This window comes from Streptomyces sp. NBC_00012 (genome assembly GCF_045040875.1).
Classification (GTDB): domain Bacteria; phylum Actinomycetota; class Actinomycetes; order Streptomycetales; family Streptomycetaceae; genus Streptomyces.
Genome location: NZ_CP108309.1, coordinates 8,240,649 through 8,263,131 on the forward strand (window position 1 = coordinate 8,240,649; position 22,483 = coordinate 8,263,131).

20 protein-coding genes are annotated in these 22,483 nt (G+C 71.8%); 15 read left to right on the top strand and 5 right to left on the bottom strand.

What is annotated here, in order from left to right; genetic code table 11:
- Window positions 1–5 precede the first annotated feature (5 nt).
- Window positions 6–2,207 carry a methylmalonyl-CoA mutase gene (gene scpA, locus OHA19_RS37125; RefSeq protein ID WP_405708798.1) on the bottom strand — a complete coding sequence of 734 codons (2,202 nt, stop codon included), beginning with the start codon at window positions 2,205–2,207 and terminating at the stop codon, window positions 6–8.
- Window positions 2,207–4,069, bottom strand: coding sequence for a methylmalonyl-CoA mutase small subunit (mutA, locus tag OHA19_RS37130; RefSeq protein WP_405708795.1), 1,863 nt, complete (start codon window positions 4,067–4,069; stop codon window positions 2,207–2,209). Before mutA ends, scpA begins: the two co-directional genes overlap by 1 nt.
- Window positions 4,070–4,286: 217 nt before the next feature.
- On the opposite strand from mutA, the gene OHA19_RS37135 reads away from it, so the two are divergent.
- The 7 genes from OHA19_RS37135 to OHA19_RS37165 all read left to right on the top strand — a co-directional run bounded on the left by OHA19_RS37135 (window position 4,287) and on the right by OHA19_RS37165 (window position 10,819).
- Window positions 4,287–4,682 carry a molybdopterin-binding protein gene (locus tag OHA19_RS37135; protein WP_405708792.1) on the top strand — a complete coding sequence of 132 codons (396 nt, stop codon included), beginning with the start codon at window positions 4,287–4,289 and terminating at the stop codon, window positions 4,680–4,682.
- Between the two features lie 47 nt (window positions 4,683–4,729).
- Window positions 4,730–5,524: a molybdate ABC transporter substrate-binding protein gene (modA, locus tag OHA19_RS37140; protein WP_405708789.1), complete on the top strand. Its 795-nt coding sequence runs from the start codon at window positions 4,730–4,732 to the stop codon at window positions 5,522–5,524.
- A gap of 88 nt (window positions 5,525–5,612) precedes the next feature.
- On the top strand, window positions 5,613–7,553 hold the full coding sequence (locus OHA19_RS37145) for an ABC transporter permease (protein ID WP_405708786.1): 1,941 nt from the start codon (window positions 5,613–5,615) through the stop codon (window positions 7,551–7,553).
- Window positions 7,554–7,872: 319 nt separating this feature from the next.
- A complete protein-coding gene (locus OHA19_RS37150; protein WP_405708783.1) occupies window positions 7,873–8,670 on the top strand; it encodes a tyrosine-protein phosphatase in 798 nt (265 codons plus the stop codon).
- A gap of 105 nt (window positions 8,671–8,775) precedes the next feature.
- A complete protein-coding gene (locus OHA19_RS37155) occupies window positions 8,776–9,717 on the top strand; it encodes a hypothetical protein (RefSeq protein WP_405708780.1) in 942 nt (313 codons plus the stop codon).
- Window positions 9,718–9,853: 136 nt separating this feature from the next.
- On the top strand, window positions 9,854–10,258 hold the full coding sequence (locus OHA19_RS37160; RefSeq protein ID WP_405708777.1) for a DUF1992 domain-containing protein: 405 nt from the start codon (window positions 9,854–9,856) through the stop codon (window positions 10,256–10,258).
- Between the two features lie 69 nt (window positions 10,259–10,327).
- Entirely contained in the window at window positions 10,328–10,819 is a 492-nt protein-coding gene (locus OHA19_RS37165; protein WP_405708774.1) for a GNAT family N-acetyltransferase, read from the top strand.
- Window positions 10,820–10,890: 71 nt separating this feature from the next.
- Here OHA19_RS37165 and OHA19_RS37170 read toward each other — a convergent pair whose 3' ends face one another.
- Window positions 10,891–11,280 (bottom strand): VOC family protein, encoded by a 390-nt coding sequence (locus OHA19_RS37170; protein ID WP_405708771.1) that lies wholly within the window; start codon window positions 11,278–11,280, stop codon window positions 10,891–10,893.
- A 214-nt stretch (window positions 11,281–11,494) separates the two neighbouring features.
- Here OHA19_RS37170 and OHA19_RS37175 point away from each other — a divergent pair, with 214 nt between their 5' ends.
- Complete coding sequence (locus OHA19_RS37175; RefSeq protein WP_405708768.1) at window positions 11,495–12,010, top strand: DUF6328 family protein; 516 nt, start codon at window positions 11,495–11,497, stop codon at window positions 12,008–12,010.
- Between the two features lie 27 nt (window positions 12,011–12,037).
- On the opposite strand, the gene OHA19_RS37180 is transcribed toward OHA19_RS37175, so the two are convergent.
- Together OHA19_RS37180 and OHA19_RS37185 are read right to left on the bottom strand one after the other, a co-directional pair.
- On the bottom strand, window positions 12,038–12,865 hold the full coding sequence (locus tag OHA19_RS37180; protein ID WP_405708765.1) for a VOC family protein: 828 nt from the start codon (window positions 12,863–12,865) through the stop codon (window positions 12,038–12,040).
- Between the two features lie 137 nt (window positions 12,866–13,002).
- Entirely contained in the window at window positions 13,003–13,335 is a 333-nt protein-coding gene (locus OHA19_RS37185) for a DUF6479 family protein (RefSeq protein WP_405708763.1), read from the bottom strand.
- 206 nt (window positions 13,336–13,541) lie between these two features.
- Between OHA19_RS37185 and OHA19_RS37190 the strand changes: the two genes are divergently transcribed.
- From OHA19_RS37190 to OHA19_RS37220, 7 genes are all read left to right on the top strand, one after another.
- Window positions 13,542–13,931, top strand: a complete 390-nt coding sequence (locus tag OHA19_RS37190) for a hypothetical protein (RefSeq protein WP_405708760.1) — start codon at window positions 13,542–13,544, stop codon at window positions 13,929–13,931.
- 107 nt (window positions 13,932–14,038) lie between these two features.
- Window positions 14,039–14,605, top strand: coding sequence for a 2Fe-2S iron-sulfur cluster-binding protein (locus tag OHA19_RS37195; protein WP_405708757.1), 567 nt, complete (start codon window positions 14,039–14,041; stop codon window positions 14,603–14,605).
- A complete protein-coding gene (locus OHA19_RS37200) occupies window positions 14,602–15,588 on the top strand; it encodes an FAD binding domain-containing protein (RefSeq protein ID WP_405708754.1) in 987 nt (328 codons plus the stop codon). Before OHA19_RS37195 ends, OHA19_RS37200 begins: the two co-directional genes overlap by 4 nt.
- Before the next feature lie 73 nt (window positions 15,589–15,661).
- A complete protein-coding gene (locus OHA19_RS37205) occupies window positions 15,662–17,761 on the top strand; it encodes a xanthine dehydrogenase family protein molybdopterin-binding subunit (RefSeq protein ID WP_405708751.1) in 2,100 nt (699 codons plus the stop codon).
- 173 nt (window positions 17,762–17,934) lie between these two features.
- Window positions 17,935–18,438 carry an ATP-binding protein gene (locus tag OHA19_RS37210; RefSeq protein ID WP_405708748.1) on the top strand — a complete coding sequence of 168 codons (504 nt, stop codon included), beginning with the start codon at window positions 17,935–17,937 and terminating at the stop codon, window positions 18,436–18,438.
- A gap of 185 nt (window positions 18,439–18,623) precedes the next feature.
- Window positions 18,624–20,042: an NADP-dependent succinic semialdehyde dehydrogenase gene (locus OHA19_RS37215; RefSeq protein ID WP_405753076.1), complete on the top strand. Its 1,419-nt coding sequence runs from the start codon at window positions 18,624–18,626 to the stop codon at window positions 20,040–20,042.
- 21 nt (window positions 20,043–20,063) lie between these two features.
- Window positions 20,064–22,460, top strand: coding sequence for a phosphoketolase (locus OHA19_RS37220; protein ID WP_405708742.1), 2,397 nt, complete (start codon window positions 20,064–20,066; stop codon window positions 22,458–22,460).
- Window positions 22,461–22,483 lie beyond the last annotated feature (23 nt).

A 22,483-nucleotide genomic window follows, 5' to 3' on the forward strand; every position in this document is an offset into this window, starting at 1 on the left:
GCGGCTCACAGCTCGTGGCCGAGCGCGGCACCGAGCCGCGTCACCAGGTCGTACGCCGCATCCGGGATCACCGTGCCGGGCGGGAACACGGCCGTCGCGCCCGCCTCGTGCAGCGCCTCGACGTCCTGCGGCGGAATCACCCCGCCCACCACGATCATGATGTCCTCGCGCCCCTCGGCCGCCAGCTCCTCGCGGAGCGCCGGCACCAGCGTGAGGTGCCCGGCGGCCAGCGAGGAGACGCCCACGATGTGCACGTCCGCCTCCACCGCCTGCCGTGCCACCTCGGCCGGCGTCTGGAACAGCGGGCCGACGTCCACGTCGAAGCCCAGGTCCGCGAAGGCGGTCGAGATCACCTTCTGGCCGCGGTCGTGGCCGTCCTGTCCCATCTTGGCGACCAGGATGCGCGGACGGCGCCCCTCGGCCTCCTCGAACCTGTCCACCAGCGCCCGGGTCCGGTCCACGGAAGGGGATTCACCTGCCTCGTTGCGGTACACACCGGAGATCGTACGGATCTGGCCCGCATGCCTCCCGTACACCTTCTCCAGGGCGTCCGAGATCTCGCCCACGGTGGCCATCGCGCGTGCCGCGTCCACGGCCAGTGCCAGCAGATTGCCTTCGAGGCCGGGGCCGGGGTCACGTTCGGCCGCGGCCGTCAGCGCCCGCAGCGCCGCCTGGCAGGCGGCCTCGTCGCGCTCCTCGCGCAGCCGGCGCAGCTTCTCGATCTGCTGGGCGCGCACCGAGGAGTTGTCGACCTTCAGCACATCGATCTGCTCGTCGCTCTCCACCCGGTACTTGTTCACCCCGATCACCGGCTGGCGTCCGGAGTCGATCCGGGCCTGGGTACGGGCCGCGGCCTCCTCCACCCGGAGCTTCGGGATGCCCGCGTCGATGGCCTGCGCCATGCCGCCCGCCGCCTCGACCTCCTCGATGTGCTGCCAGGCCCGGCGCGCCAGGTCGTACGTCAGCTTCTCCACGTACGCGCTGCCGCCCCACGGGTCGATCACCCGGCCGGTACCCGACTCCTGCTGGAGCAGCAGCTGGGTGTTGCGGGCGATCCGGGCGGAGAAGTCGGTCGGCAGGGCGAGCGCCTCGTCGAGCGCGTTGGTGTGCAGCGACTGCGTGTGCCCCTGGGTGGCGGCCATCGCCTCCACGCAGGTCCGGGTGACGTTGTTGAACACGTCCTGCGCGGTCAGCGACCACCCCGAGGTCTGCGAATGCGTGCGCAGCGAAAGCGACTTGGCGTTCTTCGGCTCGAACTCCTTGACCAGCTTGGCCCAGAGCAGCCGGGCCGCCCGCAGCTTCGCGATCTCCATGAAGAAGTTCATGCCGATCGCCCAGAAGAACGACAGCCGCGGTGCGAAAGCGTCCACGTCGAGACCGGCGTCCCGGCCGGCCCGGAGGTACTCCACCCCGTCCGCGAGGGTGTACGCCAGCTCCAGATCGGCCGTCGCACCCGCCTCCTGGATGTGATAGCCGGAGATGGAGATCGAGTTGTAGCGCGGCATCTTCTGCGAGGTGTACGCGAAGATGTCGGAGATGATCCGCATCGAGGGCTTCGGCGGATAGATGTAGGTGTTGCGGACCATGAACTCCTTCAGAATGTCGTTCTGAATGGTCCCGGCCAGCTTCTCGGGCCCGACGCCCTGTTCCTCCGCGGCCACGATGTACAGCGCCAGTACGGGGAGCACCGCGCCGTTCATCGTCATCGACACCGACATCCGGTCCAGCGGGATGCCGTCGAAGAGCTGTCGCATGTCGTAGATCGAGTCGATCGCCACGCCCGCCATGCCGACGTCGCCGGTCACCCGCGGGTGGTCGCTGTCGTAGCCGCGGTGGGTCGGCAGGTCGAAGGCGACGGAGAGACCCTTCTGCCCGGCAGCGAGGTTGCGGCGGTAGAAGGCGTTGGACTCCTCGGCCGTGGAGAACCCGGCGTACTGCCGGATCGTCCAGGGCTGGTTGACGTACATCGTCGGGTACGGACCCCGCAGATACGGGGCGATGCCCGGATACGTGCCGAGGAAGTCGAGCCCTTCGAGGTCGCGCCCGGTGTACAGCGGCTTGACCGCGATGCCTTCCGGGGTCTCCCACAGCAGATCGCCGTCGGAACTGCCGGAGGACTCCTTCACCGAGGCGCGCCACTGGTCCTCGGACACCTCGGCGGCGCCGCCCGGACCGAGCTCGATGCCGGAGAAGTCGGGGATACGCATTACGCCACATCCATACGGTCGAGAAGGGAGGAGAGCACGGCCACCACATCGGAGCCCGCGAAGACGTACTCGTCGACGCCGGCGTACTCGCCGGGCCGCCCGGCCAGGAACACCCGCTCCGCGCCAGCCGAGCGCAGCGCCCCGGCGACCGCCTCGGCCTGCTCGGCGTAGAGCGCGTCGCTGGAGCAGAGGCACGCCACGGTCGCCCCGCCGGCCCTGAACGCGCCGGCGGCCGAAGCGGCGTCGACCGAGACCGGGTCGTGGACCGGCTCGATGCCGCCCGCCTGGAAGAGGTTGGCGGCGAACGACGCCCGCGCGGTGTGCGCCGCGGCGGGGCCGATCGCGGCGAGGAAGACCTTCGGCCGCTGCCCGGTCGCCGCGAGGTGCGCGTCCGACCGGGCGCGCAGCGCCTCGAACGCCTCGTCCCGGCGGACCCTGGGCAGACCGCCCGAGGCCGTTGCCGGTCCGGCCGGGGCCGGTTCGCGCTCCACCGGTCGCTCCGCCAGCTGCGGGAACTCGCTGACCCCGGTGATCGGCTCCTTGCGGCGCGCCAGATCCTTGCTGCGCGCCGCCCAGGTGGCCGCGAGACGCTCGCCGATCATCCCCGAGCCGAGCGCGGCGGCCTGACCGCCGGACCGCTCGATGTCCTGGAAGAACGACCAGGCGGCGTCGGCGAGTTCGGCGGTGAGCCGCTCCACGTACCAGGAACCGCCGGCCGGGTCGATCACCCGGGCCAGGTGTGACTCCTCCAGCAGGATCGTCGAAGTGTTACGGGCGATGCGCCGGGCGAACGCGTCCGGCAGGCCCAGCGCGTGATCGAACGGCAGCACGGTGACGGAGTCGGCGCCGCCGACCCCCGCCCCCAGACATGCCAGCGTCGTGCGCAGCATGTTCACCCACGGATCGCGCCGCGTCATCATCACCGACGACGTCACCGCGTGCTGGCGCTGCGCCCCGGCGTCGGCGGCCCCGCACACCTCGGTCACCCGGGACCACAGACGGCGCGCGGCCCGCAGCTTGGCGATGGTCAGGAACTGGTCGGCGGTCGCCGCGTACCGGAACTCCAGCTGCCCGCAGGCGTCCTCGGCCGACAGCCCGGCGTCCGTCAGCGCCCGCAGCAGGGCCACGCCGGTCGCCAGCGAGGCGCCCAGCTCCTCGGCCGCCGAACCGCCGGCCTCGTGGTACGGCAGTGCGTCGACGGTCAGCGCCCGCAGCCCGGGAAACTCCCGTGCGCACCGCCGCGCCCAGTGCACCGCGGCCGACAGGTCGGGCTCGGCGCCGCTGCGGGCGGACTGCCCGAACGGGTCCGCGCCGAGGTTGCCGCGCACGCTCCCCAGGTCGATGCCCCGCTGAGCGCAGATCCGCAGCAGCTCCGTCGCCGCGGCATCGGTCTCGTCGCCGGCGTCGAGCACCACGGGAGCCAGATCCAGGTAGACGCCGTCCAGGGCCCCCGACAGTGCGGACACCGGCACACCCGCGGCACCGCCCACGGTCAGCCAGAGGGAGGTGACGCCGTTCTCCAGATCGGCGAGCACCGCCTCGTTGAGACGCGCGGGATCCGGCAGGGTGTGCCGCTGCCGTACGTCCCAGCCGCCCGCCGCGTTTCCCTCGGCCTTGCTGCCGCGGGTGAAGGGAGCGAAGCCCGGATATCCGGCATCGGGCGCGCTGTCGCGCGAGGTGTAGAGGGGGCGGGTGATGAGCCCGTCCTCCACCGTGGTGGACAGTGCTTCCTCGGCGGCCGAACCCGCAGCCCCTTTGCCCGACTTGCGCAGCACACCTTCGACGAGGTGTTGCCAGTGCTCATGGGCGGGGGCGGGGAATTCGGCGGCCAACGAAAGCCCGTCGGCAGGCAGGACCGTCATGCCCAGATGCTAGGTCAGGGCACTTGAGGGCCGCAGGGGTTCCGCTTGTGACCTTGCCCTCTCCGAGCGCACTTGATCCTGCACCCACCGCCGCGTAGCCGGCCCGGCCCGGTCCCGCCCCGGGCGTTCGGTGATTCCTCCAATGCACCTGGCATTTGCTCCACGGATCACTCGGATGGATTGCAGCTGCGAGGATGACTCGAATATCTTGTCGCACATGCAGTCCTACACAATCGGCCAGGCGGCACGCCTGCTGGGGGTCAGCCCCGACACCGCCCGCCGCTGGGCGGACGCCGGGAGGGTCGCCACCCACCGCGACGAGAGCGGCCGCAGGCTCATCGACGGCCGTGACCTGGCCGCCTTCTCCATCGAGGTGGGCCAGGGAGCGGGCGGCGAGGACGAGGCCTCGTACACCTCGGCCCGCAACGCCTTCCCGGGCATCGTCACCGCGGTGAAACTCGGCGACGTCGCGGCCCAGGTGGAGATCCAGGCAGGCCCGCACCGGCTGGTGTCGCTGCTCACCCGCGAGGCCGTAGAGGAACTGGGGCTGGAGGTGGGCATGCAGGCCACCGCTCGCGTGAAGTCCACCAGCGTGCACATCGACCGCGTCTGACTGCGCGTCACCCACGGCACGCATCAACTTCAAGGAGTCACCGGACCATGCCGACCACCCTCACCGGGCGGCGCACCGCCGCCGCGGTCATCACCGCCGCACTGCTCCTCCCGCTCGCCGCGTGCGGCAGCGGCGACGACAGCGAGAAGGATGCCATCGGGAAGCCGGCGCCGTCCGGGGCCCGGCTGACCGTGCTGGCCGCCGCCTCGCTCACCGACGTGTTCAAGACCGCGGGCGCCGCGTACGAGAAGGAGCACCCGGGCACGAAGGTGACGTTCTCCTTCGCCGGCTCCCAGGAGCTCGCCGCCCAGGTGAAGCAGGGCGCGCCCGCCGACGCCCTCGTCACCGCCGACACCAAGACGATGGACGGGCTGAAGTCCGACACGGCGACGTCCACCGTCATCGCCAAGAACCGCCTCGTCATCGCCACCCGCGAGGGCAATCCGGAGAAGATCGCGGGCCTGAAGGACCTGACGGACCCCGGGCTGAAGGTCGTCCTGGCCGCACCCGAGGTGCCGGTCGGCCGCTACAGCAAGCAGGTCCTCGACGCCCAGAAGCTCGACGTCAAGCCGGTCTCCCAGGAGCCCAACGTCCGCGCGGTCCTCAGCAAGGTCGAACTCGGCGAGGCCGACGCGGGCATCGTCTACCGGACCGACGCCGCCACGGCCACCGACAAGGTCGACGCCGTCGACATCCCCGACGCGCAGAACGCCGTGGCCTCCTACCCGGCGGCTACGCTGCGACAGTCCAAGAACACCGAGGCCGCCACGGCGTTCGTGAAGTGGCTCAGCACCCCGCAGGCGCAGAAGATCCTGCGGTCGGCGGGCTTCCAGCAGCCGTAGTCCCGCGATCCGGCCGGCCGCAGTCAGGCCGGCCGGCCGGGGGAGCGTGAGCGCCCCCGTCCGAACCGACCGATCCCGGGAACCCCCGATGAGAGCCCTCCGCAGCCGGGTGCCCGGCGTGCGCACACCCGTCGCCCTGGCGATCCCCGCGCTGCTCGCCGTGGCGTTCCTGCTGATTCCGCTGTTCGGCATTCTGGCCCGTACGTCCTGGGCCGACCTCGGCACCCACCTGACCAGCCCGGGAGTCACCCAGGCGCTCAGGCTGTCCCTGCTGGTCTCCTTCTGGGCGCTCGGCCTCTCGCTGCTGCTCGGGGTGCCGCTGGCCTGGCTGCTGGCCCGGACCGACTTCCCCGGCAAGGCGTTCGTCCGCTCCCTGGTGCTGCTCCCGATGGTGCTGCCGCCCACCGTCGGAGGCGTGGCACTCCTGCTCGGTTTCGGCCGCCGGGGACTGCTGGGCCCCTGGCTGGAGGACACCTTCGGGATCACACTGCCCTTCCACACCTCGGGCGCGGTGGTCGCGGCGACCTTCGTCGCGATGCCGTTCCTCGTCATCAGCCTCGAAGGCGCACTCGCGGGACTGCGTCCCGCGTACGAGGAGACCGCGGCGTCCCTGGGGGCCTCACCGGTGCGGGTGTTCTTCACCGTCACCCTCCCGATGGTCGCCCCCGGGCTCGCCGCCGGCGCCGCCCTCACCTGGGCGCGGGCCCTCGGTGAGTTCGGTGCCACCATCACCTTCGCCGGCAATCTGCCGGGTACCACCCAGACGCTTCCCCTCCAGGTCTACCTGCTGCTCCAGGACTCCCCGGAGGCCGCCACCTCCGTATCGCTGCTGCTGCTCGCCATCGCCATGGCCGTACTGATCACTCTGCGCGGGCGCTGGACCGGAACACCGCATGACCGCGCACACGGCGGGCGACCCGTGGCGGACGATACGGCCGACACGGCCCCGGAGGCCCGAACGGGCCACGAGGCGCCCCCGGTCCCGAGTGAACAGCGGGCGCTGCACGCCGAGGTCACCGGCTTCGACCGGCTGACCCTCGACGCGGCGCCCGGTACCACGATCGCCGTCGTCGGCCCCAACGGTGCGGGCAAGACGACCCTGCTACGCGCGCTCCTCGGCCTGACCCCGCGCGCCCGGGCCCGGCTGCGCCTCGGCGACACCGACGTCACCGAGCTGCCCCCGCACCGCCGCCAGGTCGCCTGGGTGCCGCAGGACGGCGCGCTCTTCCCGCACCTGAGCGCGCTGACGAACACGGCGTATGGGCTCCGGGCCCACGGTGTCGCCCGCGCGGAGGCCCGCCGCGAGGCGCAGCGGTGGCTCGACCGGCTGGGCGTCGGCCACCTCGCCCACCGCAGGCCCGCCCAGCTCTCCGGCGGCCAGGCCCAGCGCGTGGCACTGGCCAGGGCACTCGCCGCCCGCCCCTGGCTGCTGCTGCTCGACGAGCCGCTCGCCGCACTCGACCAGACCACCCGCGCCCATGTCCGGCACACCCTGCGCACCCATCTCGCCGGGTTCGGCGGCGTCTGCCTGATCGTCACCCACGACCCCGTCGAAGCGGTTTCACTGGCCGACCGGGTGCTGGTGCTCGACGAAGGCCGCACGCTCCAGGACGCGCCGCCGGCCGAGGTCGCCCGGAATCCCCGCTCGCCCTGGGTGGCCCGGATGCTCGGCCGTAACGCCTGGCCCGGCACCGCCGCGCCCGACGGCACCCTGGCGCTCGCGGGCGGCGGACGGCTGGTCGTGGCGGACGCGCCCGCCGAGGGGACGGCCGCCCTCGCGATCATCGCGCCCGAAGCGGTCTCCGTGCACCACGACAGGCCGGGCGGGAGCCCCCGCAACGTCTGGTCCGGAACGGTGCGCGAACTCCTCGCCGTCGGGAGCAGGCTCCGGGTGGTGATCGCCTCCGGTGAGGCGCCTGACCTGGTCGCCGAGATCACCCCTGAAGCGGCGACCGAGCTGGGTCTCGTCGAGGGGACCGCCGTATGGACGAGCGTCAAGGCGACCGAGGTCACCGTCGTCGTGCTCTGAGCGCGAGCATTCCGCGGCCCAGTCCGTTCCGTTCCCCGGCGGGAATCGCGGTCCGGAAATTCGAGGGACGTCGTGGCGGTCCGTGCGCCGATCGGCGTTGCCCTTCGAGCCGGGATTCGCGGAACACGCCGCTATTGGTGTGATGTGGCCCCTGACCTGGGTGGGGGCGGTTGCAATTTCACATTTTCTTTATCCCTTCAGGTGCCGCCGATCGATGCCTTCCGGCGTTTTACTTTGTCGATTTCCCGACTGCGTGCGACGTTTGATCCGGCAAAACCGAATGAATTCGGATACGCGTCGGGAAAAGGGGAATTTCATCGTGCAGACCGCCAGGGCCGTCCCGGCATCCACCATCCTCGACCTGCGTGACCTGGGCGGTATCGCCCTGGGGCCGGACCATCGGGTCCGGGCCGGCGTCGCGCTGCGGTCCGGTCAGCTCAGTGGGCTCGATGCGGCGCAGGACTCGCAGGTGGCCGCACTCGGCATCCGTACCGTCGTCGATCTGCGGACCGCCGACGAGCGCGCCGCGGCCCCGGACCGGCTGCCGCCGGGGGCGCGGCTGTTCGTCGCCGATGTGCTCGGGGGCAACCCGGGCGTGGCGCCCGCCCGGCTGCGCGCCCTGCTCGCCGATCCCGTCGCCGCGGAGCAGCTGCTGGGCGGCGGGAAGGCGGCGGGGTTGTTCGCGGACACCTACCGGCAGATGGTGCTCTCGCCGGCCGCGTGCGCCGCCTACCGGGCCTTCGTCGAGACGGTCGCCGACGACCGTGCCCGCCCGGTGCTGTTCCACTGCACGGCGGGCAAGGACCGGACCGGCTGGGCCGCCGCCCTGCTCCTGATGATGCTCGGCGCGTCGCGCGACGTCGTGCGCGCCGAGTTCCTCGCGGTCGATCCGGTGGTACGGGTCGCCTTCGCGCCGTACGTACAGGACTTCCTCGACGCGGGCGGGGATCCGGAGACCGCTGCCGCGATCACCGGGGTCCGTCCCCGCTACCTCGACACGGCGCTGGACGCGATGGACGAGAGGTGGGGCGGACTCGACGGGTATGTGCGCGACGGTCTGCGCATTCCCGAAGTCGCGGTGGAGCGACTGCGTGCCGGACTGGTGGTGCCCGCCTGAGGCGGGGCGATGGTGCGCTCCGGGGTTGACTTGATACCCCCAGGGGGTATGTTGTGAGGCGTCGGGAAGCGCTGCCTCCCGGTCGACCCGATGGAGGAGACCGTCATGAACAACGCACTGAAGATCACCGCCTTCGCCGCTGCGCTCGCCGCGACCTTCGGGACCGCGTACGGAGTGGGCAGGGGCGTCGATCCGCTGGTGGCCGCGGAGGACCGCCCCGCGCAGCAGCACGGTGGTCACGGCGGGGGAGAGGAAGGCGGGCCGAAGGCGGCGGCGGACCAGGTGCCCGGCGGGCTGCAGATCTCCGAGGGCGGCTACACGCTGGATCTGGCGACGCCAACGGTCCGGGCCGGGGACCGGGCCGAGATCCGGTTCGCCGTCAAGGACGAGAGCGGGCGCAAGGTCACCGCCTACCAGCGTGAACACGGCAAGGAGTTGCACTTCATCCTCGCCTCCACCGACCTCACCCAGTACCGGCACCTGCACCCGGTCCGCGCGGCCGATGGCACCTGGTCGACCCCCGTCGACCTTCCCGATGCCGGCGGCTACCGGGTGTTCGCCGACTTCACCCCGGCGGCAGCGGGTGCCGAGAACCTCACGCTGGGCGCGGATCTGGCCGTATCCGGTGCCTACCGCCCAGCCGCTCTCCCGGCCCCGGACGCCACCGTCGAGGTGGACGGCTACCGCGTCGCGCTCGGCGGCGATCTCCGGTCCGGCCGGAGCGGCGAACTGAAGCTGACCGTCAGCAGGAACGGCCGTCCCGTCACCGATCTCCAGCCCTACCTCGGTGCTTACGGTCACCTCGTCGCGCTGCGCTCGGGCGACCTGGCCTATCTGCACGTCCACCCGAACGAGGGCGGCCCGGGGCCGGTGGTGTCTTTCACCGCGACGGCACCCAGTGCCGGAACGTACCGGCTCTTCCTCGACTTCAAGCACGAGGGCAAGGTGCGCACCGCGGCCTTCACCGTCCGCGTGGCGGAAGCGGGGAACGACGGCGGCGGAGCCCAGGAGAGCCGGACCGGGGCGCCCGCCGGACACGCGCACTGAAGCGGTTGCCCGGTCCCGAAGCGGCCTCGTGCCGAAGGGGGTTGCGGATGGCGGGTCCGTGAGGCCACCGGGCGCCCCACGGGCCCCTGGGTATGGTGAAGGGACCGGATTACGAATCCTCCGAGAGGGGCGTACGTTGACCGAGCGCAAGCCTGCGGGCGTCAGCTTCGAATCATGGGTCGACAAGCAGATCCGGGAGTCCGAACAGCGTGGCGACATCTCGCAGCTGCCGGGGTTCGGCAAGCCGCTCGACGGTATCGGGGCTCCCTACGACGAGAACTGGTGGATCAAGCAGAAACTTCAGCGCGAGGGGGTCTCGGTGCTCCCGCCGGCCCTGGCCCTGCGCAGGCAGGCGGAGGACGTGGCCGAATCCGTGTCCGGGGCGCGGACGGAGGCCGAGGTGCGGCGCATGCTGTCCGAGGTCAACGAGAGGATCGCGGCGGCCGTCAGGCGGCCGCCGCCGGGCCCGCCGCTGAACCTCAAGCCGTTCGACATCGATGCCATGGTCGACGAGTGGCGCGCGGCGCGCGATCCGTCCTGAGCCGGGGCCGGGGAGTCCCGGCCGGCTCGCGGGTGGGTGTCCGCCGGCCGGATACGTAATACTCCGTCCATGACATCGAGCGTTACGCGCCGGCGCGACGGGGAGCTGCGGGAGACCGTGGGCATCAGGCGTGCCACCGCCCGGGACGCCAAGCGGCTCACCCGGCTGGTCAGGACGTCCCGCGCCTACGAGGGGCACTACGCCGCCATGGTCGCCGGATACCGGGTGGGTCCCGACTACATCGAGACCCATCGGGTCTTCGCGGCCGTGGAGCCCGGCACCGAGCGGGTGCTGGGCTTCTACTCGCTCGTTCTCGATCCGCCGGAACTCGACCTGATGTTCGTCGCCGACGATGCGCAGGGACTCGGCATCGGGCGGCTCCTCATCGGGCATCTGCGCCAGGAGGCGGAGCGCGCCGGTCTCACCGGGGTCCGCGTCGTCTCGCACCCGCCCGCCGAGGGCTTCTACCGGAGTATGGGTGCCCGGCGGACCGGCACCCTGGCAGCCGCCCCGCCCGCGGTGATGTGGGACCGGCCCGAGCTGCTGCTGCCGGTCACCTGATCCCGGACGAAGGGGGTCGGGCCGGGACGCGTGCACGAGCCCCGGCCGAACCCCCTTCTCAGGACGCCGTGTTACGAGGGGAATCCGCCGTACGGCCGCGTGATGATCTCCATGGCATGACCGGCGGGATCGAGGAAGTACACGCCCCGGCCGCCGTCGTTGTGGTTGATCTCGCCCGGATGCTTCCGGTGCGGATCCGCGAAGTACGTGACCCCGAGCTCCTTGATGCGGGCGTACGCCGTGTCGAACTCCGCTTCCGAGATGAGGAAGGCGTAGTGCTGCATGGTGATCGAGGCTTCGGGAATGGTCGCGAAGTCCAGTGTGACGCCGTTCGCGGTGGTGACCGGTATGAACGGGCCCCACTCCTCGCCGACTTCGAGCCCCAGTATGTCCGCCAGGAACTCCGCGGACTTCCGGTTGTCCCGGGAGTGGATGATGGTGTGATTCAACTCGACTGACACTGTGGAATGCCTCCAACAGGCATCTCACGGGCACCTCCACGCCTCACCCGGCCGGTGACCGACGCGCGATGCCGTACCCAAAATCCTAGGTGAGGTCGAACTGATCGTCGAGGTGCGGGCGGACGAATCCGGCCACTGTCCGGCCCCGGTGACCGGTTACGGTGGGGGAGGGGAGAAAGCCCAAGCACTCCGGGTATTCGGACGGAGGCCCCCGGTGACCTCGACAGCACGTCTTCCCGACAGTCCGGGCCACGACGACGGCCGCGACGAGACGCCCGAGGAACGGGCGGACCGGCGATGGACCGATCTGCTCCAGGAACTGCGCGTGGCCCAGACCGGCGTCCAGATCCTGTTCGGCTTTCTGCTCGCCGTCGTCTTCCAGCCCCGCTTCGCCGGGCTCTCGGACACCGACCGCACCATCTACGTGGTCACGGTGATGCTGGGGTCGGCCACCGCCGCCGCCCTGATCGGGCCCGTCTCGTACCACCGGCTGCTCACCGGGCGGCGGCTCAAGCCGCAGACGGTCGCCTGGGCGTCACGGATGACCGTGCTCGGGCTCTTCCTGCTGTTCTGCACCATGTGCTCCACCCTGCTGCTCATCCTGCGGGTGGCCCTGCACAACTCCGTCGCGCTGTGGCTGGTCGGCGCGATGGCGCTGTGGTTCCTGATCTGCTGGTTCGTCTACCCGGCCTGGGCGCGGGCCCGGTCCTCGTCCGTACGCGGGAAATGACCGGCGGCCGACGAGGGGCCGACCGGGTCAGCCGGGACCGTCCGCCGCGAGCCCGGGGACGTCCGTGACCGTGAAAAGGCCGCCGTCCGGGTCGAGCAGGGTCGCCTCCGTGCCCTGCGCCAGCGCCCGCTGCTCGACCAGGCTGCCGCCGTGCTCCCGCGCCGTCGCGACCGTGGCCACCACATCGGTGACCGGGAAGTGCACCTGCCAGTGCGGGCGGACCAGGGGATCGGGCGCCGCCTCCACCGCGCCGGAGCTGATCCGGAACAGCCGGCGCCCGTCGCACTCGACGATGACCTCGTCCCCCTCGTACGACACCTCGCAGCATCCCGGGCGCCCGCTCGCCCAGTCGAGCACCTGCCCGTAGAAGATCGCGGCGTCGAAGGCGTTCCTGGTGTGCAGACGCAGCCAGGCGTGCGAATGGCCGTCCGGCGCGGGCGGCGAGGTCGCGGGCTCGGTCCGCTCCCAGATCCCGAACACCGCACCGTCCCGGTCCGCCGCGAGCGCCCCGCGCCCCTTGCCGAGTGCCATCGGCCCCACGGCGACCGTGCCGCTGCGCTCACGGATGCGTGAGGCCGCCGCGTCGGCGTCGGGGACGGAGAAGTACGGCGTCCAGGCCACGGCCATCCGGTAGGCGGTCGCCACCGCGCCGATGCCGGCGACCGGTACGTCGCCCCGGCGCGCGACCGAGAACTCCTGCCCCAGCTTGCCCGGACGGAAGGTCCACCCCAGCACCGTGCCGTAGAACTCCTGCGCCGCTCCCCGGTCACGGGTCATGAGGTTGACCCAGCAGGGCGCTGCGGATCCGGTCAGCGGCGCCGGTGTCGACGCCTTCCCCGGGTGGCTTCCGGTCATGGTCCTACTGCCTTCATCGGTTCCGAGGTCTGGGTACGCCCGTGGCCGGCGGGCCCACACCAGCCTCACCGCAGGCAGTCGCCCCGCAACACGCGATGCCCCACCGCGGACCGCCGGTGCGGGGAAGGTCCGCGGGGTCAGTCGCGCCGCTCGTCGGTCTCGCGGGGGATGGGCTCGTTCCCGTGGTCACCGAGTTCGTACGGCGAAAGGCCCCGGCGGTCGGGCGGGAAGTGGTCGTCGCCGTGCACATCGCGTTCCTCGACGTGGCTGCGGTGGTCCGGCCGCGGTGGCTGCTCGTCGGGGCGGGGTGGTGGCAGTTCCTGGTCGCGGCGCCGCTGTCCGAGCCAGAAGGCGCCGATCAGTACGGCCACCAGAACCACTCCGACAATGCCCATCACCGACCCGGTGGCGCCCCGCCCGTCGGCGAAGGTGACGGCCAGCGAACTCAGGTCTGCGTTCGAAACGTCCATGCTTGCCGGATACCCCGAGGCGGAGCCCTCACTCAATAATTCACATGAATTCATGTTTTAAGTGGATATGACCTGAAAGGTGTTTCGCTCCGGAGGGTCGCGATCCGTTCGAATCCCGGTGGTCTCGTGTCGCCGTCGCCCTGCCGCGGGGTGAGCCTGGAGACATCCCCGAATCGCCCCAGGGGCGCGGAGCGGAAGGAAGCGCGGTGAACACCATCAAGGAGAAGCAGACGGAGGACAGCGGGTACACCGAGGAGGTCTCGGTCGTCATCAGCGGATGCGAGAAGGCCGACGCACGGATGGTCTTCGATGTGCTGCGGGCCGCGTTCACCACCGACCGGGCCTCGGTCGACGTGCCGCAGGACGTCGCGGGCAGGCGCCCCACCGCATGGGTGGTGACCGTCGACGTCACCGAGGCGCGGGTGGTCTCCGGCCCGGTCGCGCTGGGCGCACCCGTGAGCGTCGACGTGCAGGGCGGCTACTGGGCGGTGGAGCGGCTCCGGCAGAGCCTGGCGCACGCCTTCGACGTGACCGTCGTCGGGACCGTCTCGGGCGACCAGGAGGAAGAGGTTCGACTGCGTCTGGCGAGCCGGTAGGCCGATGGGCCGGCGGGGCGCGGCCCGGCGGCGGAGCAATGGAGCGGGAAGCCCTCACGTGTCTGGTAGAAAGCGGACAAAAGGCCACTCCTGAAAGGTGCGAGTGCGTGGACCCCTCTCACGGGCGGGACGACGGTGCGCAACAGCCCGGAGCAACCGGTGACCGTTCCACCCTGACCCTGCAGATCAACGGAACCGAGCGGACGCTCACGCTCGATCACCGCACAACCGTCCTGGACGCCCTGCGCGAGCACCTCGGCCTCACCGGCGCGAAGAAGGGCTGTGACCACGGACAGTGCGGGGCGTGCACCGTCATCGTCGAGGGCCGGCGCGCCAACAGCTGCCTGCTGCTCGCCGTCGCCCACGACGGCGCCGCCATCACCACCGTCGAGGGCCTCGCCGACGGCGACCGGCTCCACCCCCTCCAGGAGGCCTTCCTGGACCGTGACGCGCTGCAGTGCGGCTACTGCACCCCCGGCCAGCTCTGCTCGGCGGTCGGCATGCTCGGCGAGGCGGCGGACGGCTTCCCCTCCCATGTCACCGCCCGCAGGGCACCGGCAGCGGCCCAGGTGCCGCTCGACGCCGACGAGATCCGCGAGCGGATGAGCGGCAACCTGTGCCGCTGCGGCGCCTACCCCCGCATCGTCGAGGCGATCGAGGACGTGGCGCTGTGAAACCCTTCGCCTATCTCCGCGCCCGGTCCGCCGAGGAAGCGGTCCGCGAGCGCGCGGCCCACCCGGGCGCCGTGTTCCTCGGCGGCGGCACCAACCTCGTCGACCTGATGAAGCTCGGCGTCGCGGCCCCGGACCGGCTCATCGACATCAGCCGGCTGCCGCTGGACCACGTGACCGACACCGAGGACGGCAGCCTTCGGATCGGCGCGACCGTGCGCAACAGCGACCTCGCCGCCCATCCCGCGGTACGCACCCGCTACCCCGTCCTGTCCCAGGCCCTGCTGTCCGGCGCCTCCGGGCAGCTCCGCAACACCGCCACGACCGGCGGCAACCTTCTTCAGCGCACCCGTTGCCCGTACTTCCAGGACACCTCCAAGCCGTGCAACAAACGGGAACCCGGCACCGGCTGCCCCGCCCTCGACAGCGCCCAGCGCGACCTCGCCGTACTCGGCCACTCCGCGCACTGCGTCGCCACCCATCCGTCCGACATGGCCGTCGCCCTCTGCGTCCTCGACGCCGCCGTCCACCTGCACGGACCGGACGGCGGGCGGACCGTGCCCGCCACCGGGTTCCACCGCCTGCCGGGCGACACCCCCGACCGGGACACCGAGATCCGGCCGGACGAACTCATCACCGAGCTGGTCCTGCCACCGCGCCCGGAAGGTGCCGCCTCCCTCTACCGCAAGGCCCGCGACCGCGCCTCCTTCGCCTTCGCCCTCGCGTCCGTCGCCGCCGTACTCAGCGTCCGCGGCGGCCGGATCGAGCATGCCGCGCTGGCCTTCGGCGGGCTCGCCCACCGGCCCTGGCGCGCACGGGCCGCCGAGGACCTGCTCCGGGGCGCACCGGCCACCGACGAGACCTTCGAGCGGGCGGTGGACGCCGAGCTCGCCGCGGCCCGGCCGCTGCGCGAGAACGCGTTCAAGGTCGGACTCGCCCGCAACCTGGCCGTCGACGCACTCGCCGAACTCGCCGCCGACAGCTGAGCGCCCCGTTCCGAAGCCGCCGCGCCGCCGGCCGAGCAACCGCACCAACGCCCCCCGCCGTGAGGACCCCGTCATGAGTCAGGCCCCGTCACCACTGGGCACCCCCGTCGTCCGCCGTGAGGGCCGGGACAAGGTCATGGGCACCGCCCGCTACGCCGCCGAGCACACCCCGCCGGGGTGTCTGTACGGGCGGCCGGTTCCCGCCACGATCGCCCGCGGCCGCGTCGACGCGGTCCACGCGGACGAGGCGCTGGCCCTGCCGGGCGTGCACGCCGTGCTCACCCACCACAACGCGCCGCGGCTGAAGGAGCCGGACGACCCGATCCTCGCCGTCCTCCAGAACGACCGGGTCCCGCACCGGGGCTGGCCCGTCGCGCTCGTGGTGGCCGACACCCCGGAGGGCGCCCGCGCCGCGGCCGAGGCACTGCGGATCACGTACGAGACCGACAGCCACGACGTCCTGCTGACCGAGGACCACCCCGGCCTGTACACCCCGGAGACGGTCAACGGCGGCTACCCCGCCGTCCGGGAACGCGGCGACACCGACCGGGCCTTCGCCACGGCACCCGTACAGGTCGACGCCACCTACACCGTCGGGGCCCTGCACAACCACCCCATGGAGCCGCACGCCACGACGGCGCGGTGGGACGACGACGGACATCTGACCGTCCACGACTCCAGCCAGGGCTCCACCACGGTCCGCGACAGCCTCGCCACCGCCTTCGGACTCCGGCCGCATCAGATCACCGCCGTCTCCGAGCACGTCGGCGGCGGCTTCGGGTCCAAGGGCACCCCACGCCCGCAGGCCGTGCTGGCCGCCATGGCCGCGCGCCACACCGGCCGCCCCGTCAAGATCGCGCTGCCCCGCCGCCAGCTGGCCGCCCTGGTCGGCCACCGCGCCCCCACCATCCAGCACATCAGGCTCGGCGCCGAACTCGACGGCACCCTCACCGCGGTCGACCACGAGAGCATCACCCACACCTCCACCATCAAGGAGTTCGTGGAGCAGGCGGCCGTACCGGCCCGGATCATGTACGGCTCCGCCACCAGCCGCACCGCCCACCGGGTCGTCGCCCTGGACGTGCCGAGCCCCTCCTGGATGCGCGCACCGGGCGAAGCCCCGGGCATGTACGCGCTCGAATCCGCCATGGACGAACTCGCCTCGGCGCTCGGCATGGACCCCGTCGAACTGCGCATCCGCAACGACCCGGCGAACGAACCGGACTCCGGGCGCGCGTTCAGCAGCCGCGGCCTGGCCGCCTGCCTGGAGAAGGGCGCCGCACGCTTCGGCTGGTACGACCGCGATCCGCGCCCCGCGAGCCGGGAGGAGGGGCCGCTGCTGCTCGGTACGGGCGTCGCCGCCGCCACGTACCCCGTGTACATCGCCGCATCCAGCGCCTCGGCGCACGCGGCCGCCGACGGCTCGTACCGCATCCGGATCAACGCCACCGACATCGGCACCGGTGCCCGCACCGTGCTCGCGCAGATCGCCGCCGAGGTCCTGGCCACCCCCGTGGAGAACATCCGGGTGGACATCGGCAGCAGCGAACTGCCCGACGCCCCGCTGGCGGGCGGATCGTCGGGCACCGCCTCCTGGGGCTGGTCCGTGCACAAGGCGTCCACCCTGCTGCTGCGCCAGTTGGGCGAGCGCACCGGACCGGTCCCCGCCGACGGGCTCACCGTCACCGCCGACACCCAGCAGGAGACCGCCGGGCAATCCCCGTACGCACGCCACGCGTTCGGCGCCCACTTCGCCGAAGTCGCCGTGCACGCACGGACGGGAGAGGTGCGGCTGCGCCGGATGCTCGGCGTCTTCGCCGCCGGGCGCATTCTCAACTCCCGTACCGCGCGCTCCCAGTTCATCGGCGGCATGACCATGGGGGTCGGCATGGCGCTGACCGAGGCCTCCACCATGGACCCCGTCTTCGGCGACCACACCGAGAGCGATCTCGCCTCCTATCACGTGCCGGCCTGCGCCGACGTGCCGGAGATCGAGGCGCACTGGATCGACGAGGTGGATCCGCATCTCAACCCTATGGGCAGCAAGGGCATCGGCGAGATCGGCATCGTCGGCGCGGCGGCGGCCGTGGGCAACGCCGTCCGGCATGCCACCGGTATCAGGCTGCGCAGTCTCCCGCTCACCCCGGACACACTGCTGCCGTACCTCCTGTGAGCCGGACGGGTCCCTGCTCGACGACCGGCCGGGTGACCTTTGTGTTGCGCGACCGGTTCTGCGGGGTCACGCTGTGGAGTGACCCAGAAGTGACATCTGCTCACTCTTCGTGTTCGGGGGTCGTTGGTTCAACGGGGCGAAGCCAGTGGGCCTCGATGTGAGGAGCCTCGACGATGACCGTTCCACTCGACCGGCACTACCTGGTCGAACTCCAGGTTTCGGCAGAGCGTGTGTCCCAGCTGCGACGAATAATCGCGGCGCACCTCCGCCACTGGAGTCTCGAACTCCACATCCGGCCGGTATGCCGGGGTGTGGAGGAGCTGCTGACCAATGTCCACCGGCATGTCGGTGACGACAACGACTGCGTCGTCGAACTCCGCTGGTCCGGGCGGCATCTCACGGTCTCCGTCGCCGACAACGGCTCCGGGATGCCGCGACTGCTCAGCAACGGCGGCGGTGGCCTGAGCCGGGTGATGGCCCTGAGCGACAGCTGGGGCACCTGCCGCACGGCCGAGGGCAAGGTCGTCTGGTTCACCAGGTACGCCAAGGAGCCGTACAGCGTCGACCGGGTACAGCTCCCGCCGCTGCCCGGGGTGCGCGAGTTCCGGCGCCCGCCCGCAGTGGCCGCCGCCCCCGTAGCCGAGCCCGCGACGGCATCCGACCCGGCTCTCGTCTGAGCCGGACCAACCGGGACCGGCACCGCCGCCATCCGTACCCGCTGGACGTTTCCCCCTCCCGGCGCGGACGACGTGCAGAGCGCACGAACGGACCGCGCCGGCCGGGTGTCCGCCCGGCGGGCCCGCGTTGCGGCGCGGCGTACGGCACGGCACGGTCGAAGGACCGAGGCAAGGAGGACACGGCCATGCCCATCGCGACGGTCAATCCCGCGAACGGCGAAACCCTCAGAAGATTCGAAGCGCTCGACGAGGCGGGGATCGAGCAGCGGCTCGACGCCGCCGCCACCGCGTACGGGCAGTACCGGACCACCGGGTTCGCCGAGCGGGCCCGCCTGCTGAACCAGGCCGCCGTCCTGCTCGACGAGGACCAGCGGGACATCGCGCGCACCATGACCATCGAAATGGGCAAACCGGTCAAGGCGGCCCGCGCGGAGGCCGCCAAATGCGCCAAGGCGATGCGCTGGTACGCGGCCCACGCCGAGGAGCTCCTCGCGGACCAGCACCCGTCCCCGGCCGATGTGCGGGACTCCGGCGCCTCCCGGGCCTACGTCCACTACCGGCCGCTCGGTCCTGTGCTCGCCGTGATGCCGTGGAACTTCCCGCTCTGGCAGGTCGTACGATTCGCCGCCCCGGCCCTCATGGCGGGCAACGTCGGCCTGCTCAAGCACGCCTCCAACGTTCCGCAGACGGCGATGTATCTGGAGGGCCTGTTCCGCCGGGCCGGATTTCCGGCGGGCTGCTTCCAGAGCCTGCTGGTGGGTTCGGGGGCGGTCGACGCGATCCTGCGTGACCGCCGGGTCGTCGCGGCCACCCTCACCGGCAGCGAACCGGCGGGCCGCTCGGTCGCGTCGATCGCCGGCGACGAGGTGAAGCGCACCGTCCTGGAGCTGGGCGGCAGCGATCCGTATCTGGTCATGCCGTCCGCGGACGTCGCCCGGGCCGCCCGCACCGCCGTGACCGCACGGGTGCAGAACAACGGGCAGTCCTGCATCGCCGCCAAACGGTTCATCGTGCACACGGAGGTGTACGAGGAGTTCGCCGAAAGGTTCGCCGTGGGCATGAGCAACCTGACGGTCGGCGACCCGATGGAGGAATCCACCGATGTCGGACCGCTCGCCAGCGAACAGGGCCGCGCCGACCTGGAGGAGCTGGTGGACGACGCGGTACGGCGGGGCGCGAGAGTGCTGTGCGGAGGCGGCAGGCCCGACGGCCTGGCCCCGGAACTGGAGCGGGGCTGGTTCTACGCCCCCACGGTCCTCACCGGGATCACCCCCGCCATGCGCATCCACCGCGAGGAGACCTTCGGCCCCGTAGCCTCCCTCTACCGCGTCGACGGACTGGCCGAAGCCGTGGCGCTCGCCAATGACAGCCCCTTCGGCCTCAGCTCCAACGTATGGACCCGCGACGCGGAAGAGGCGCGTCGCTGCGTGCGCGATCTGGAGGCCGGCGGTGTCTTCTTCAACGGCATGACGGCGTCCCACCCCGCACTGCCCTTCGGCGGTGTGAAGCGCTCCGGCTACGGACGTGAGCTCGCCGGGCAGGGCATCCGCGCATTCTGCAACGCGACCACGGTCTGGTACGGCCCCGAGCCCGTCGGCCCATAGGGCCTCCCGTCTGGAGACACCATGAGCAACGCCCCCGGCCCGGCAGTCACGTCCGGCCCGTCCGGCCCGTCCGACGACGAGATCGCGGCCCTCGACGCCCACTGGCGGGCCGCCAACTACCTCACCGTCGGCCAGATCTACCTGATGGACAACCCGCTCCTGACCCGGCCGCTCGCCCGGGAGGACATCAAGCCGCGTCTGCTCGGCCACTGGGGCACCTCGCCCGGACTGAACCTGGTCCACACCCACCTCAACCGCGTCATCAAGGCCCGCGGGATCCAGGGCCTCTGCGTCTGGGGACCCGGCCACGGCGGACCCGCCGTCCTCGCCAACTCCTGGCTGGAGGGCAGCTACTCACAGACGTACCCCGACGTCACCCGTGACGCCGAAGGCATGGGGCTGCTGTTCAAGCAGTTCTCCTTCCCCGGCGGGGTGCCCAGCCACGTGGCACCGGAGACACCCGGATCCATCCACGAGGGCGGCGAGCTCGGCTACGCACTCACCCACGCCTACGGGGCCGCCCTGGACCACCCGAACCTGCTCGTCACCTGCGTCATCGGCGATGGCGAGGCCGAGACCGGACCGCTCGCCGCGTCCTGGCACTCCAACAAGTTCCTCGACCCGGTGCACGACGGCGCCGTCCTCCCGGTCCTCCACCTCAACGGCTACAAGATCGCCAACCCCACCCTGCTCGCCCGCCTTCCCGAGACGGAGCTCGACGCCCTGCTCCGCGGCTACGGGCACGAACCCCTGTACGTCGGCGGCGACGAGCCCCTCAGCGTGCACCGGGCGATGGCCGCCGCGATGGACCGGGCCGTCGACCGGATCGGGGAGCTCCAGGCCGCCGCCCGCACCGGAGGCGACACCGGCCGTCCGCACTGGCCGATGATCGTGCTGCGCACCCCCAAGGGCTGGACCGGGCCGGTGGAGGTCGACGGGGTGCCCGTCGAGGGCACCTGGCGCGCCCACCAGGTCCCACTGCCCGGTGTCCGGGACAACCAGGAGCATCTGCGGCAGCTGGAGGAGTGGATGCGCTCCTACCGGCCCGAGGAACTCTTCGACGCGTCGGGACGGCCCGGCCCCCGGGTGCTCGCCTGTGTCCCCGAGAACGACGCCCGGCTCGGCTCGACCCCGTACGCCAACGGCGGTCTGCTCCTGCGCGATCTGCCGATCCCGCCACTGGACGACCACGCCGTCGAGGTCGACAAGCCCGGCACCGCGCTGCACGAGCCGACCCGGGTGCTCGGCGGCCTGCTGGAGGCCGTCATGGCCGCCACCGCCGAGCGCCGCGACTTCCGCGTCGTGGGCCCCGACGAAACCGCCTCGAACCGGCTCGACGCCCTCTATGGTGCCACCGCCAAGGCATGGCAGGAGCGGACGCTGCCGACCGACGAACACCTCGCCCGCGACGGACGCGTCATGGAGGTGCTCTCCGAGCACCTGTGTCAGGGCTGGCTGGAGGGCTACCTCCTCACCGGCCGGCACGGCCTCTTCTCCTGTTACGAGGCGTTCGCCCACATCGTCGACTCGATGGTCAACCAGCACATCAAATGGCTCAGGACCTCCCGCAGGCTGGCCTGGCGCCGCCCCATCGCCTCGCTCAACTACCTGCTCACCTCGCATGTCTGGCGCCAGGACCACAACGGCTTCTCCCACCAGGACCCGGGCTTCGTCGACCACATCCTCAACAAGAGCCCCGAGGTCGTACGGGTCTACCTGCCACCGGACGCCAACACCCTGCTCTCCGTCGCAGACCATGCGCTGCGCAGCCGCGACTACGTCAATGTGATCGTGGCCGGCAAACAGCCGTCCTTCGACTGGCTCACCCTCGACCAGGCCCGCGCACACTGCGCCCGCGGCGCCGGCGTCTGGGAGTGGGCGGGCACGGAGGACGGCAGCCGCGCACCCGACGTGGTGCTCGCCTGCGCCGGCGACGTACCCACACTGGAGACGCTGGCCGCCGCCGACCTGCTGCGCAGGCACCTGCCGGAACTGGCGGTACGGGTGGTCAACGTGGTCGACATGGCGCGGTTGCTGCCCCGCGAGGAACACCCGCACGGAATGCCGGATTCCGAGTACGACGCGGTGTTCACCAGGGACACCCCCGTGATCTTCGCCTATCACGGTTACCCGTGGCTGATCCACCGGCTCGCCTACCGGCGCGCGGGCCACGCGCAGCTGCATGTGCGGGGCTACAAGGAGGAGGGCACCACCACGACGCCCTTCGACATGGTGGTCCGCAACGACCTGGACCGCTACCGGCTGGTCATGGACGTCATCGACAGGGTGCCCGGCCTCGGTGTCCGCGCCGCGGCGGTGCGCCAGGCGATGGCGGATGTCCGCACCCGCCACCACGCCTGGATCCGTGAACACGGCACGGACCTGCCGGAGGTGGCGGACTGGACCTGGAGCGGCTGACACCGACCCGGTTCCCCCGACCT